Genomic DNA, 14,348 nt, shown 5'->3' with positions numbered 1-14,348 from the left:
AATTCATATCCTTTCGGTGCTTCTACTTCTTTTAATGTATAGCTTCCAACTGGAAGTTGTTTCGATAAGGCTTCACCTTTATCATCTGTAACAATTGTTTCCACAACTTTCCCATCTTTATCGATAACATCAAATTTTGCACCTGGTAGAAGTTGACCAGATTCACTATCTTTTTTCAATAATTTAAATTGGCCATTCTCTACTTTTCTCGTATTCTTCATAACAAGTTCAATTACGTTTGTATTATCAATTGTTACTTTGACTGGTGTATCAACTTTTATATATCCTTCTGGTGCATTTATTTCTTTTACAAAATAGTCACCAAGTGGTAAATCTTTAACTTCCGCAATACCCTTTTCGTTTGTTGTAACAGTAGCCACAACGTTATTATCTTTGTCTATAACATCAAATTTTGCGTCTTTTAAAACAATGTTTTCATCGTTTTCATCAACTTTTTTAATTTGTAAATGTCCTTTTTCAGTTGCTGGCTTATTCCACTTTGGCCAGTTAAATTTAAAGTTATGAACCTCAAAACCATCTCTTTGGTGTAATCCTCCAACATAGGCTTGTCCATTAATAGAACCACCTTTTGTTTCTACAACTGCATTAGGTGCAAACACACTACCTACTACACCATAACCTTTAGTTGTTATCTTTGTAGCATTAGGAAATACCCAAATTACCTTACTAGCTAATTCAGTAAAAGATGAATTAGGATCGTATGCTTGAGATGTATTAATTAAATCCGTCGCCATCCCAGTATTTCTTGTATCATACAAAATTGCACCGCCACCAAAACTCACTTCTTCTGCATCTGAATAAATAACAATAAAGTCTTTATTCTCTACATTCGGAAGAAAAACGTCTTTTACATCAAATGTTTTCTTTCCAGTTTGGCCTGAAGAGACATAAATATTAGGGTTATTTACATCTTCACCGATGCCAAAGCTCATATTAGGTTTTGGCTTATCAGTCTGTAGTTTACTTGCATCCCCGATTACACCATCAACGTCTTTTCTAAATTCTTTAAACTTAGCATCAATCTCCGCTTGCTCTTTATAAGAGATACGGTCATATGATGTTTTCATTGCGCCATCTGGGTCACCGTCTTTTGTCATCGCCACTGTTCCATCTTGAATAATTACTTGTCCTGCTCCCGCTTTCGTAAATTGACCGCCTAGTAATAATGATGGATATCCTTCATCTACCCAAGTTGCTCCAGCTAAGTTATTTGCTCCAGTTGCAGCCGCTACGACTGTATAACTTGATGCATTCATATTTTTCTGAACAGCCATCGCACCTTCAATATCCGCACTCGTTGCACTATGATCTCCAAAAATGATAGCGTTGTAATAAGATACATCACCTAAACCTTTTAATTCTGTTGTAGCTGCCTCTGCTTTAAATGGTAAGTGGATTAAAAAATTCATACATATTAGTAATACAACTATTAAACTACTACTTAACTTTTTAATTTTTTGATTAAATGATTTCCTCAAGAAATTCATTCCCCCTTTTAAACTTCCTAAAACCACAAAAAGAAGTACATATCATATGTACCAAACCTTACTCACATTAACTTAAAATAATCCATTTAAATAAAACAAAGAAACACTACAACTACTTAATAAGATTGCTACAATTCATTTTTGAAATAATACGTGAACTAAACTGTCATGCGGAAATACTTTTACGTATGGGAGCCCAATAAAATTAATCTGAAGAATATTTCATGTGGTGTAACTATTTTGGCAACATCATTCACTTTACATTAGTTTTCTAAAGGATTCAAGTGAATTGTATAGATTTCATACACAATTCATATTTTAAAACGCTTTCACTGTTTTTAATAAGATAAACAAAAAAACGTAGCCAAAAAGCTACGTTTTTCTGTCATCGTTTCGGTGTATTTTTATGATTCTTCAAAAACGGAAGCGGGAATTGCTTACGGAAATGCTCTTTAATCATATACTCTACGCCGTTTTCACTATTTGAACGTGTGATCCAATCTGCTGCTTGCTTTAACTCTACAGGCGCGTTCCCCATCGCTACCCCAAGTCCCACGTTTTCAATAACTTCTAAATCTTCCATACTATCTCCAATCGCAACCATTTCATTTAGCGAAATATTTAAATGCTCTCCAAGCAATTGTAATCCACGTAACTTCGATACATTTTGCGGCAAGATTTCTATTCGTTTTGAATCACATTCAACATACTCTACATCTTGGAACGCTTTTCTTAATGTATTTAGTCCGCGTTCTTTTTCACCTTTACTTTGGAAAATAACATCAATTTTTGGCGCCGCTACCGGATGGTCACGAAGCGCGTCACCTAACGAATCTACAAATTGAACTGGATAAAATAACGGATCTGCACTTGATAATACAGTGCGCGCAATTAAGTTTGGTGTATTTCTCTCACGATTTCCTATCGAAAACCGTTCATGAGAAATACGTACGTTACAATCAAAGTGCTCTAACACTTGCACAATGTTAAAAGTCTTCTCTTCAGATAATCTTCTTTGAACGTACGGCTTATCTAACGTTGCTGAAACGAAAGCACCACCATGTGTCACTAATATAGAATCTAATTTTAACGCCTTTGCTACTTTATGAGCGGATTGAAAATTACGGCTCGTAAATAACGTAACGTATACATCTTTTCTTTTCACAAATTCAATTGTTTCTCTTAATCCTTTTGCAATTTTTCCATTGTTGTATAGTAGTGTCCCATCTATATTAAGAGCTAGTAAGCGATAAATCATGTCGCACTCCCCCTCTTCGCTGTTGTACTCTATCCATAATTTATGAAATAAATGTAACAAATAGAACGAGTTAGAATTACTACTGAAAATTTGGTTTACTATATACATATACACTTAGCAAAGGAGATAGTACAATGCAGGCACCTCCTTCTTTTTATGAAGGCGATACGTTAGAAGTCGCAAAAAAATTACTCGGACAAAAACTTGTTCATATTGTAGACGGAATAAAGCGAAGCGGAATCATTGTAGAAGTAGAAGCATATAAAGGCCCAGATAATAAGGCCGCACATAGTTACGGCGGTAGACGGACAGATCGCACAGAAGTTATGTTTGGCGCACCAGGGCATGCTTACGTATATTTGATTTACGGTATGTATCATTGTTTTAACGTTATTACAGCACCAGTGGGCACCCCGCAAGGTGTTCTCATTCGAGCCCTTGAGCCGGTAGATGGAATAGAAGAAATAAAACTAGCGCGCTACAATAAGACCGAAATTACAAAAGCGCAGTACAAAAATTTAACGAACGGTCCTGGCAAACTATGCCGTGCCCTCGGAATTACTTTAGAAGAACGCGGTGTATCGTTACAAAGTGATACGTTACATATTGAATTAGTTCCAAAAGAAGAACACATATCATCACAATATAAAATAACAGCAGGACCTCGTATTAATATCGACTATGCAGAAGAAGCTGTACATTATCCCTGGCGTTTTTATTATGAGGGACATCCGTTTGTTTCAAAGAAATAAGCGATATCAACGGTTCGACAAGAAATATCGATTTATCGACAAATAATAACATTACGAATAAAAGAAGACTGTTCCAAAATGGAACAGTCTTTCCCTCTTACTCTGCACCTTCCGCAGTTGCAATATTATCCTCTAAGTTTTCTCTTGATAATTCAGCCGCCATAAAATCAGCTGTTTCTGGAAGTGCTAAATGCATATGAGCTTTTTGACAAATTTGGATCGTACAGTTTTCTATAACATAGTCGAAAACATGTCCACCTCCGCTTCTTTCATCATCAATATAATGTAAGTGGAATCCAGCTACACCAATACCTTGCGCATAATCTGGTGTCCAAAATCCAGCAAGCGTACCTTCTGTATTTTCAAATGAAAAGATTGGTTGTGATTTCGTCACTTCAACGAGCGGTGTATACGGTTTTTCTTGTCTTGGAACAGTTCTCGTCCTTACTTCACGGAACGTACCGTCCATTCGAATACCGTAAAATAAGTTTTTACTTGGCATTAATTCATGTAATAATGCTTCAACTTCTTCACGATTCATCGGATGCTCTACCGTATAACTCATTTCTTTTTCAAAAAACGTTACAGTCGCAAATGGCGTTGTTTCTTCTGGCTCTACTTTTTCCGCTGAACCGTCTGAACGTAAATGATAAAATTCATTATCAAATGCAATCATTTCACCATCTAATTGATCAAATGTGCCGATGCCGAAATCACCATGTTTTTTCAAATCTTCAAAGCTAATCACACCATCATATATACCATCTAATAGCGCAAGCATTGTAGATGTTTGATATACTTCATTACTCATTTTCGTTTTTTTTGCATCAATATCAATTAATTGCGCAACAGTCATCTCAAATCTGCCTCCATTAGTTTAATTGGTTTGGTAATAATTTTTCGCTTAATTTAATGTTGTCACGATAGTCAATTGGAATATCAATAATGACAGGACCATCTGCTGCTAATGCTTCTTTTAATACCCCTTCTAATTCATCAGGCGTGTTAACACGAAGACCTAACGCTCCGAAACTTTCCGCATATTTCACAAGATCAACATCACCAAACTCTGTAGCTGATGTTCTACCGTATTTCATCATTTGTTGGAATGCAACCATATCATATGTGCCGTCTCTCCAAACAAGATGGACGATTGGAGAATTTAAACGTACCGCCGTTTCTAACTCCATCGCTGAGAATAAGAAACCACCGTCACCTGATACGGAAACTACTTTTTTACCTGGTTCTACTAAAGTAGCTGCGATTGCCCAAGGAAGTGCAACACCTAACGTTTGCATACCGTTACTAAATAATAATCTACGTGGTTCATAAGAACGGAAACATCTCGCCATCCAAATAGAATGGGAACCGATGTCACATGTAACAGTTGTATCGTCACTAATTAAAGAACGAAGTGTACGAATCACTTGAAGTGGATGCGTAACACCCTCCGAAGCACGGTTCGGAACTTCTGCTTGTTCTGATAATTTCGCGCGTAATCGTTCTAATACCGCTTCTGATTTCGTACTTAATACAAGTTTCGGTAATTTCTCCGCGATGCTATTTACCGTTAAGGCAATATCACCAATTAATTCACGCTCTGGTTGGTAATCATGGTCGATATCTGCTTGATGGTCGTCAAGATGAATAATCGTTCTGTCGCCAAGTTTATTCCAGAATTTTGGATCATACTCGATTGGATCATAACCGATAGAAATAACAAGGTCTGCTTCTTCTAGTAAAATATCACCTGGTTGGTTACGGAATAATCCAACGCGGCCGAAGAAATGATCTTCTAACTCACGTGAAATCGCACCAGCTGCTTGATATGTTTCAACAACAGGAAGTTCTGTATCCGCAATTAATTTACGAACAGCTTTCGTCACTTCATTTGTGCTCGCTCTCATACCAAGTAGAATAACTGGTAATTTCGCTGATTTTATTTTTTCTACTACATATGTAATATCATGTGTGGGAGCGATTCCAAGCTGTGGCTTAGAAAGCGCACCGATAGACTCTACAGTTGTTTCCGCAGTCATAACGTCTTGCGGAAGACTTACTAAAGTAGCTCCCGGATTTGTGGAAGTCGCACTTCGAAATGCATTACTAAGTGCTTCTGGCACATTATCAGGATGCTCTACTTCTACGCTATATTTTGTGATTGGTTCGAATAGTGCAGCATTATCCATAGATTGATGCGTACGTTTTAATCGATCCGTACGCGGTACTGCACCAGCTAAAGCAACAACGGGATCACTCTCCGCATTCGCAGTAACAAGACCTGTCGCTAAATTTGATGTCCCTGGTCCTGAAGTTACAAGACATACGCCCGGTTTCCCTGTTAATCTACCAATAGCAGCTGCCATAAATGCTGCATTTTGTTCATGACGACAAACGATTAACTCTGGTCCTCTTTCTTGCAATACATCAAATACAGAGTCAATCTTTGCTCCTGGAATACCGAAAACATGTGTAACACCTTGTTTAATTAAACAATCAACAACAAGATCTGCTCCTTTTGTTTTTGTCTTCACGTCGTTTGCTTTTACACCTGTACTCAAAACTAATCATCCCTTTATTTCATAATGTGTGTAATAAAGATTTTAATTTCACCTAGTTAATTAAGCTGGTGAAGTATCATTTATCATTATATTACAAATGCATTATTTTTCCAACAATATGAATTCGACATTATTTTGAAAAGATTCAAAGAATACGCTTACAACCTTTTGTTTATCTTAAAATAACATTTTTATATCTCTTCTAAAAATGTACAAAAATACTTCCACCTATTCACATTATTAACAAATTTATAGTACCTTGCAAAGAATAATAGTAAGTGATATATTTGTAAACAATGGAATACCCATCATTTGGAATTTTATTCACAATTAGTATATCTCCTTTCAAAAAGTAGATATAGATTGAGTGTGCTGTTTAGAAAAAAGATAGGATTTTCAGCCATAATTCATCATTTTATAAAGGAAAGTGATTGTTATGAACAAAAATGAATTTTTAGAGCAACTTAGTTCTTCCCTACGGAATATGCCTAATTTAGAAAAAGAGGATATTATCTCGGAGTACGAAACTCATTTTATTAGTGGTAAACAAGATGGAATATCTGAAGAGGAAATTTCTAAAAAGCTAGGAAACCCTAAAACTATCGCTAAAGAACTTAATATTTCATATGTAATAAGTAACGCTGACAATAGGCGCAGCCTAAAAAATATTATGACAGCACTGTTTTCTGTTATGAGCTTAAGTATTTTAAACTTTATATGTATCATTATCGCCTTTTTCGTATTACTCTTTCTATTACCGCTTCTTCTAGCACTTATAATTGCTACACCATTATTAATTATTTCACCTATCTTATTAATAGGATTAGGATTCTTTAAAGGGTTTCATCAAATCAGTTATTCCGATGTTTATAATGTATTTATAGCTTTTTGCATCGGCTTACTAATATCCGTCATATCTTATCAATTAATAAAACATATATACTCACTTTTAGTTAAGTATTTAAAATGGAATTTAGCTATTTTACAAAGATACTAATGAATATAAAAGGAGATTAATATGAAAAAGTATATTTTATATCCACTCATGTTACTTACAATGTTATTTCTATCAGCTTGTTCAAACAGTGTACAACCTAAGGAAGAAAACGATGTCCAATCTATTAAAGATGTTGCTATTAAAGTTCCAGAAAATATATTTAGTTCCTCAAAGAAAAATGAAAATATTAGTGAAGACGAAATGAAACAAAATATAAAAAGTTATTTAAATTATAGCGGAGAGTTAGACGAAAATATCGTTCCACTTTCATCCACTACATCCGATGAAAATATCACTGAATCTGACCGAGAAAAATTACAAAAACTAATAGAATTAGCGAAACAAAATGATACAAACTTCCATAATTTTATTAGTAACAATACAATCCCTGATGATTACAAAAAGCCTTCAAAAGAAATATATGAATTTATTTCATCATCTACAGCACTTTCAGTAGAACTAGATCAAGAATTAGACAAACTCGCTCAAGATCGTAACTTATTCAAAACTGATTTCTCTTTTACAAAGCGCTTTGAGAAATCTAATGGTAGGAAGCAAAAAGAAATTGAAAAGTTTTTGAAGGAAAAGAACATTAAAACTTCAATTAACAGCAATAAAAAAAATTAGATGTATTACATACCCCTTTCAAAATAACCAATAAGAAATGGCTATTTTGAAAGGGAGTTTTTGTGGTATAACTATTAAATTCCCTAAACAAAAAAGACGCTCCTAAACTAGGAGCGTCTTCCACTATTACGCTTGTTGTTGCGCGCTATATAATTCTTCAAGTGGCTTCATGATAATTTTGTTAACGTCACCGATTACAACGTTTAGGCGTTGCTCAGTTTCCATTAATTTTGTAATTTTAGCATCTTGTTGAATGCGAGCTACAACTTCTTGTGCTTGTTGGTTGTCTTCTTCAGTGATTTCTTGGCCTTGCATCATTTTTTGTTGTAGGCTAAGTTGCATTGTACGGAACTCATCAAATAAGTTCTTTGAAGCTGTGTCAGCTTGAACTGCTGCGTAGCTCTCTTTTAAAGTTTTGAAGTCTTCGTTTTCAGCGATTGCTTTTTGTAATTCATATGCAACATCATGAATGTTCTTTGTCATTTTATTTTTCCTCCTTTAGAAGGCTAGCGCTTTTCATACGCACTGCCTTTTCAGTGCATTTACATACGCACCTCTTCTTACCATATCAAACTATGCAAGAGATGTGAAGAAATTTCACTTTTATTTCTATGTACTCACCTTATTATCTAAGAAACAATAGTAACAATCCTTGTACGAGTCCGATTATTCCACCTAATAATGCTCCTAAATACGTAATCATTTTCAATTCATTTTTCGTAATAGACAGAACTAAGTCTTCTAATCTTTCTGTTGAGAATGTAGACACTTCTTGCTGGACAATTTCCGCAAGATGTAGATTGTTTAGTATACTCTCTACGTTTTCTGTTCCCCACTTCAAGCCTTTCGTTACTGTGCTTGGAACCACTTTTTCAATAATTGTTTCTCGAACTGGCTCACATACTTGCTGAACAGATTGATTTAAAAACTTACTCACTGTTTCCTCTACTTTAACTGCTGACAACACAGAGCTTACAATCATTTCTTTCTCTACAAACGATTCTAATTCTTTTACATCTCTTCCTTTTAACTTTTCCCACTCTTTTTGCAGTACGTCAGTTAAAAGCTGCTTTGTACCATCTTGCCCTAAAAACTTAATAACTTCTGGCTGCACACGATCCACTACACTTACATTTCCTAAAAACATTCCGACTAAGTTAAGTAGCGTTCCGCGAGAAGCAAAGAAATCATCAATCATTTTTGAAAGACGGCCTTTCCCTTCTTCACTTTCAAAAAAGCTAATTCCTCGCTCTAAAATAAACGCCGAGACATTCGGAATCGCATTCTCTACTTTTTCATTTACAGAATGAGGTAAAGCCTGTTCCCATGTATATGTATAATACTCAGCTAAAAATGCCTGTATTTTTTCTGTAATCACATGTTCAATTTTTTGAGTCACTTCTTCTTCTACATGCGCTACATTCCATTTTTCTAACATATGTCGCAGTGATTGTTCATTCTTAATTACTTTATCCACTTCCACTTGCGCCCAGTGGATTAAACCTTTTTGAAACTCTTCATTTGTTAGCTTTTTTCCGATTCCTTCCGGTGTTAACAAATGTTCTACGACCATTTTCCCTAATTGAACAGCAAGTTCATCACGACGTTTCGGAATTAATCCTGGTGTAAATGGAACTTGAAACTTCCCGATATAAATAGGGCGATGAGGACGAAATAACATTTTTATCGCTAAATGATTCGTATATCCCCCAATAATTGCTCCGAGTCCTGTCGTCGTTAACATATTTAACCATATATTCATTACAATCAACCTTTCACTTCTCCAAAACTATAGCATATCATCATACGGACAAAAGTATAATGGTATAAAAACGTATTTGCAATATATAGCTTCGCCTATTATGCAAATAGTAGTAAAGGAGTGATTTCGTTGGTTCTCGGTCTTTTAGCTTCTAAACTTCATTACGAACAAACGTATTACACCGAAATCGCTAAACGCGCTCGGCTTTATCATAATGTCGTTGCCCAGTTTACGCCATTTTGTATTGATCCTAAAACAGACCTTGTTTCTGGTCTTATTTACGATACAGATACAGGAAAATGGAAAGAGCAAACATTCCCTATTCCTTCTTATATATATGATCGTTATTCTTTTCACGAGGAAACAGACTTTGAAAAAGCAAAATCAATTATTCACTCTTTGCACAATCGTCCTTCTACTACCTTTTTAAATAACACACTTATCAATTTAAGTGAACTACATGATTCATTTCTCACTAATAAAAAACTGTCTCCTTATATACCAAAATTTGAAGTGGCAACGATACAAAACATTTTTAAACTGTTGTTAAAAACTAAAGATATTATTATACGCCCCACTAATACACATTCAAAGGATAACTTATATCGAATTGCTTACAAAAATAAAACGTTTCATATCGATACAGTAAATGAAAAATACCATACTTCTCTTCCATTAAAACGGACAGACGAATTTATATCTTGGTGTAAATCTAACATACCTTCATCACGTTACATAGCACACACTATGCTACAACCACCAAATCAATTAACATATCCACTCCACATTCGAACCATTTTGCAAAAAAACAAAGAACAAACTTGGAATGTTATCGGTCAATTTATACAAAAAAGCTCATTTCCTAATCAGCTTTTACCCTCAGCAACAGACGATGATTCATTACATTCATTTTCAAAAATTAAATACGTACTATCTAGTACGGGTGTGCAACTATTGCAAGATGCTTTACACGACATTATAAATGAAGTATTCCAAACACTAGATCAGTCTTATTCTTCGTTATTTGAACTAGAACTTTCCACAATTATGGATCAAAAAGGCGCAATTTGGCTTATGTATGTCAACACGATTCCCCCTTACGAACAATACATTCGTCATAGTGATTCATTAGCTGAAAAGATATTTCACGGACCACTTAAATTCAGTCGCTTTACACCATAATGAAAGGAGGTAAACCTATTTTGAAAGAACATATATATACATTAAACATTTCAGATGAACATCCAAATAGCATTACTTTACCTTACGTTTTTTCTATTACGCCACCTATTACATCCCTCTCCTTCGGTATACGTCACATTGCAAGTGAAGAGGTGAAAATTCATTATTCCTTTACTCGCGAAATTATTATCGGAAAACATATTGCCGAAAAACTTTTACTACCTCAATCCACTACTATTCATGCATTCACACAAAACCAAACAATTATTTTCGGACCATTAATCGGCATTTTTACAACTGGCTTTAACGATGATTCTTCTAACCCTTTAGGAAATCGTTCAATTGCTCTCAGTGAGTTGTTAACACCACCATTCTCATTACGACCGTTCGTATTCGTCTTTGGCGTTCAACATATAAACTGGGAAGAAGAAACGATTGAAGGATATTTCTTTCAAGAGAAACAATGGATAAAGAAAAGGGTCCCTTTACCAAATGTCATTTACGATCGATTACCGAATCGACAAGCTGAAAATTATAAACCAATCGTCAGAGCAAAAAGAAAGTTAGAACAAGACTACTCCATTCCATGGTTTAACCCAGGTTTTTTCAATAAATGGGAAGTTCATCAACTTCTTATGAAAGACGAATCAATTAGACCCTTATTACCAAACACAGAAGCATTTCAGCATTTTGAACAAGTAGAACGGTTTCTTGGCACGTATAAATCTGTGTACATGAAACCAATACACGGGAGCTTTGGTAGAAATATTCATCAAATGTTTTATTCTCAAACAGAGAATTGCTACTACTGTCGTTATCGCGAAAATGAAGAAAATAAACTGAGAAAGTATCAATCATTAGAAACTCTTCTAAACCACGTATTAAAGGGACATGATTTAAAAAAGTTTATCGTACAGCAAGGTATTTCGTTACTTCGCTTCGATGGGCAACCTGTTGATTTCCGCATTCATACAAATAAAAATCATTTCGGTAATTGGATAGTTAGTGCAATCGTCGCCAAAATCGCCGGCAAAGGCAGTTTAACAACGCACGTAAATAGCGGCGGTGATACAAAATTGCTACAAGAGCTTTTTCCAGATTCAACGAAACAAGTTCAAATTGAAAACAAATTAAAACATACTGCCTTACAAATAAGTTACGCGCTCGATGAACAAGTAACCGGAAATATTGGAGAAATCGGTTTTGATATCGGTTTAGACACAAAGGAAAATCCGTGGCTCTTTGAAGCCAACTCTAAACCTGGGCGAACTGTATTCCAAGATGAAAAATTAAAAGAGCAAAGTGAAATGACGCGCCAGTTATTTTACGAATATGCCGTCTACTTAACTGAACATTCTTTACGTGATACAAAAGAAAAAATGTCTCAAATAAAATCAGGGGCTTCATCAAATACCGAACATATCCCTTCTCCTATGATTCACTCACAAATACAAAAACAAAAACTTCCACCTAGATAATAAGGTGGAAGTTTTCTATTTACACAAGTTTTACTACAACCTCTGTTTCCACGTTACATACTCCGCAATAAAAAATATGATTGCAATATTCATTTGAATTATTATGCGTTAAACCATCTACTGCACTTAATAATTCTTGATCCATATAGGCACTATAATCGTCTATGTAATCTACAGACTTCCCATAATCTTGGAGTATACTTTGGCAATTTTGACAAGAATATGTTTGTGATTCTAATGCGTTGCAAAGCGGGCAAATCCCCATCATGATTCCTCCATACGTTATCGTTTAAAGCCTCTCTTTTTTAGATTGAAGAGAGCACCTACCCATGCATAGGAGCGGTCACCCCATCCCTACTTAAAAATAGAACTATGAAGTTGCTACCGATTTCATTTTTATTTCAATAAATCATAAATAAGAAGCTAATAATTAGCCTACAAGTAGCAGGCTACAATGAGAAAATTATATTTAATATCCTCCTTAGTTTGGCCTGTTTTCTTAAAAATACAACGATTACTCTTATTTCATAATTTACGAAATCAATAAGTTTTTTTGACAAAATTTACAAATTATTATTTTGTATATCTTTCTAGGTAACATCCATACTATGAGTACAAACTTAATTACCGATGGATTAGCGCCAACCGGGGCGATAATCTGGTTCAACTCCAGCTAGTCCAACCAAAAAAACTTTTATAACTCTAAGGAGGATATATTCCTATGGCAAACCAAAATTCTTCAAATCAATTAGTAGTACCAGGTGCAACAGCTGCAATCGATCAAATGAAGTACGAAATCGCTCAAGAATTTGGTGTACAATTAGGAGCAGATTCTACGGCTCGCGCTAACGGTTCAGTTGGTGGAGAAATTACAAAACGTCTAGTTGCAATGGCTGAGCAAAGCCTTGGCGGATTCCACAAATAAATATATATGGCAAAAAGGTCTCAAGGCATATGCCTTGAGACCTTCCTTAATTTATTGCAACATTTGTAAAAACTTCTTCGTACGTTCTTCTTTTGGATTTGTAAATACATCTTCTGGTGTACCTTGTTCAACAACGACACCGCCATCCATGAAAATAACACGGTTCGCAATTTGATGTGCAAAACGCATTTCGTGCGTTACAATGACCATCGTCATACCTTCTTTAGCAAGTTCTTTCATTACTTTCAGAACTTCTTGAACAAGTTCAGGATCAAGTGCTGACGTCGGCTCATCAAATAGTAACACTTCCGGCTCCATCGCAAGCGCGCGCGCAATTCCAACACGCTGTTGTTGTCCGCCTGATAATTGAAATGGATATAAATCCACTTTATCTGCTAAACCAACTTTTTCAAGGAAGTAGTTTGCTTTTTTCTTCGCTTCTTCTTTCCCTACTTTTTTCACTGTAATGAGTCCTTCCATTACGTTTTGAAGTGCTGTCAAATGAGGGAATAAGTTATGGTGCTGGAATACCATACCTGTTTGCGTACGAAGATTTACAATATCTTTCTTCGATACTTTTTGAGCAAAATTAAGCTCTTTATTGCCGATGCGAATGCTACCGGCGTTTGGTGTTTCTAGTACGTTAAGACAACGTAAGAATGTCGTTTTACCAGATCCAGACGGTCCAATAATAACAACAACCTCGCCTTTCTCAACTGTTAAATCTATATGCTTTAGTACGGTATTATCTCCGAAACTTTTTTGTAAGTGCTGAATTGAAATCATAAAAACAAAAACTCCTTTTGTAAAAGGATTATTTTAATGTGTAGCGTTCTGAACGCTTCTCTAACATCTGTTGTACGATTGATAATAAGAAACAAATAACCCAATAAATAAGACCTGCTTCAAAATAAACAATTAAAAACTCGTAGTTCATCGCCGCAATCTCCTGCGCTTTTCGGAACATTTCTGTTACTAAAATTAATGATGCTAATGAAGTATCCTTCACTAAGCTAATAAATGTATTCGAAAGCGGTGGAATTGATACGCGCGTTGCTTGTGGTAAAATAACACGTTTTAATGCTTGTGGATATGTCATCCCAATTGTGTAAGCTGCTTCCCACTGCCCTTTCGGAATGGAAAGGATAGAAGCACGAATAATTTCAGATGCATATGCACCGACATTTAATGAAAATCCAACAACTGCTGCTGTATATGGCTCAACTTCAATATTAAGAGTTGGAAGACCATAGAAAATAATAAATAACTGTACAAGAAGTGGCGTTCCGCGAATGATA

General features: G+C 35.3%; 15 protein-coding genes. 6 read left to right on the top strand and 9 right to left on the bottom strand.

The window, feature by feature from the left end; all coding sequences use genetic code 11:
* Positions 1–1,508: MSCRAMM family protein (locus MR167_RS27630; RefSeq protein ID WP_242315977.1), on the bottom strand; the 1,508-nt coding region annotated here is incomplete at its 3' end.
* Positions 1,509–1,893: 385 nt separating this feature from the next.
* Entirely contained in the window at positions 1,894–2,766 is an 873-nt protein-coding gene (locus tag MR167_RS27625; RefSeq protein ID WP_081144058.1) for a Cof-type HAD-IIB family hydrolase, read from the bottom strand.
* A 134-nt stretch (positions 2,767–2,900) separates the two neighbouring features.
* On the opposite strand from MR167_RS27625, the gene MR167_RS27620 reads away from it, so the two are divergent.
* A complete protein-coding gene (locus tag MR167_RS27620; protein ID WP_242315975.1) occupies positions 2,901–3,518 on the top strand; it encodes a DNA-3-methyladenine glycosylase in 618 nt (205 codons plus the stop codon).
* Between the two features lie 97 nt (positions 3,519–3,615).
* Here MR167_RS27620 and alsD read toward each other — a convergent pair whose 3' ends face one another.
* Both alsD and alsS read right to left on the bottom strand, forming a co-directional pair.
* The gene (gene alsD, locus MR167_RS27615) at positions 3,616–4,374 is read right to left on the bottom strand and encodes an alpha-acetolactate decarboxylase (RefSeq protein WP_000215004.1); all 759 of its coding nucleotides are present in this window, start codon (positions 4,372–4,374) and stop codon (positions 3,616–3,618) included.
* 16 nt (positions 4,375–4,390) lie between these two features.
* A complete protein-coding gene (gene alsS, locus MR167_RS27610; protein WP_000103523.1) occupies positions 4,391–6,079 on the bottom strand; it encodes an acetolactate synthase AlsS in 1,689 nt (562 codons plus the stop codon).
* 436 nt (positions 6,080–6,515) lie between these two features.
* Between alsS and MR167_RS27605 the strand changes: the two genes are divergently transcribed.
* Complete coding sequence (locus tag MR167_RS27605) at positions 6,516–7,076, top strand: HAAS signaling domain-containing protein (RefSeq protein WP_016097800.1); 561 nt, start codon at positions 6,516–6,518, stop codon at positions 7,074–7,076.
* A 21-nt stretch (positions 7,077–7,097) separates the two neighbouring features.
* Positions 7,098–7,703, top strand: coding sequence for an NDxxF motif lipoprotein (locus MR167_RS27600; RefSeq protein ID WP_079245104.1), 606 nt, complete (start codon positions 7,098–7,100; stop codon positions 7,701–7,703).
* A gap of 126 nt (positions 7,704–7,829) precedes the next feature.
* Here the strand turns inward: MR167_RS27600 and MR167_RS27595 are convergent, their stop codons facing one another.
* Together MR167_RS27595 and MR167_RS27590 are read right to left on the bottom strand one after the other, a co-directional pair.
* Positions 7,830–8,186, bottom strand: a complete 357-nt coding sequence (locus tag MR167_RS27595) for a YlbF/YmcA family competence regulator (protein WP_000164614.1) — start codon at positions 8,184–8,186, stop codon at positions 7,830–7,832.
* 142 nt (positions 8,187–8,328) lie between these two features.
* The gene (locus MR167_RS27590) at positions 8,329–9,465 is read right to left on the bottom strand and encodes a DUF445 domain-containing protein (protein ID WP_003281617.1); all 1,137 of its coding nucleotides are present in this window, start codon (positions 9,463–9,465) and stop codon (positions 8,329–8,331) included.
* A 129-nt stretch (positions 9,466–9,594) separates the two neighbouring features.
* Between MR167_RS27590 and MR167_RS27585 the strand changes: the two genes are divergently transcribed.
* On the top strand, positions 9,595–10,647 hold the full coding sequence (locus MR167_RS27585) for a YheC/YheD family endospore coat-associated protein (protein WP_097891465.1): 1,053 nt from the start codon (positions 9,595–9,597) through the stop codon (positions 10,645–10,647).
* Positions 10,648–10,667: 20 nt separating this feature from the next.
* The gene (locus tag MR167_RS27580; RefSeq protein WP_000658100.1) at positions 10,668–12,125 is read left to right on the top strand and encodes a YheC/YheD family endospore coat-associated protein; all 1,458 of its coding nucleotides are present in this window, start codon (positions 10,668–10,670) and stop codon (positions 12,123–12,125) included.
* A 19-nt stretch (positions 12,126–12,144) separates the two neighbouring features.
* On the opposite strand, the gene MR167_RS27575 is transcribed toward MR167_RS27580, so the two are convergent.
* Positions 12,145–12,390 carry a hypothetical protein gene (locus MR167_RS27575; RefSeq protein WP_000510474.1) on the bottom strand — a complete coding sequence of 82 codons (246 nt, stop codon included), beginning with the start codon at positions 12,388–12,390 and terminating at the stop codon, positions 12,145–12,147.
* A 456-nt stretch (positions 12,391–12,846) separates the two neighbouring features.
* Here MR167_RS27575 and sasP point away from each other — a divergent pair, with 456 nt between their 5' ends.
* Positions 12,847–13,050, top strand: a complete 204-nt coding sequence (sasP, locus tag MR167_RS27570; protein ID WP_000013338.1) for a small acid-soluble spore protein, SasP family — start codon at positions 12,847–12,849, stop codon at positions 13,048–13,050.
* Positions 13,051–13,101: 51 nt separating this feature from the next.
* On the opposite strand, the gene MR167_RS27565 is transcribed toward sasP, so the two are convergent.
* Together MR167_RS27565 and MR167_RS27560 are read right to left on the bottom strand one after the other, a co-directional pair.
* Positions 13,102–13,836, bottom strand: coding sequence for an amino acid ABC transporter ATP-binding protein (locus MR167_RS27565; protein WP_000623613.1), 735 nt, complete (start codon positions 13,834–13,836; stop codon positions 13,102–13,104).
* A gap of 28 nt (positions 13,837–13,864) precedes the next feature.
* Positions 13,865–14,348: amino acid ABC transporter permease (locus tag MR167_RS27560; RefSeq protein WP_242315973.1), on the bottom strand; the 484-nt coding region annotated here is incomplete at its 5' end.

This window comes from Bacillus cereus group sp. BfR-BA-01355, assembly GCF_022663675.1.
GTDB classification, from domain to species: domain Bacteria; phylum Bacillota; class Bacilli; order Bacillales; family Bacillaceae_G; genus Bacillus_A; species Bacillus_A thuringiensis_S.
The sequence above is the reverse complement of the archived record's forward strand: the minus strand, read 5'-3'. Positions and strand labels throughout refer to the sequence as shown.

Bases quoted from the DNA above. Each gene is read 5' to 3' on its own strand.
- MR167_RS27625 (WP_081144058.1), bottom strand. From the start codon at position 2,766: ATGATTTATCGCTTACTAGCTCTTAATATAGATGGGACACTACTATAC.
- MR167_RS27620 (WP_242315975.1), top strand. From the start codon at position 2,901: ATGCAGGCACCTCCTTCTTTTTATGAAGGCGATACGTTAGAAGTCGCA.
- alsD (WP_000215004.1), bottom strand. From the start codon at position 4,374: ATGACTGTTGCGCAATTAATTGATATTGATGCAAAAAAAACGAAAATG.
- MR167_RS27605 (WP_016097800.1), top strand. From the start codon at position 6,516: ATGAACAAAAATGAATTTTTAGAGCAACTTAGTTCTTCCCTACGGAAT.
- MR167_RS27600 (WP_079245104.1), top strand. From the start codon at position 7,098: ATGAAAAAGTATATTTTATATCCACTCATGTTACTTACAATGTTATTT.
- MR167_RS27595 (WP_000164614.1), bottom strand. From the start codon at position 8,186: ATGACAAAGAACATTCATGATGTTGCATATGAATTACAAAAAGCAATC.
- MR167_RS27590 (WP_003281617.1), bottom strand. From the start codon at position 9,465: ATGAATATATGGTTAAATATGTTAACGACGACAGGACTCGGAGCAATT.
- MR167_RS27575 (WP_000510474.1), bottom strand. From the start codon at position 12,390: ATGGGGATTTGCCCGCTTTGCAACGCATTAGAATCACAAACATATTCT.
- sasP (WP_000013338.1), top strand. From the start codon at position 12,847: ATGGCAAACCAAAATTCTTCAAATCAATTAGTAGTACCAGGTGCAACA.
- MR167_RS27565 (WP_000623613.1), bottom strand. From the start codon at position 13,836: ATGATTTCAATTCAGCACTTACAAAAAAGTTTCGGAGATAATACCGTA.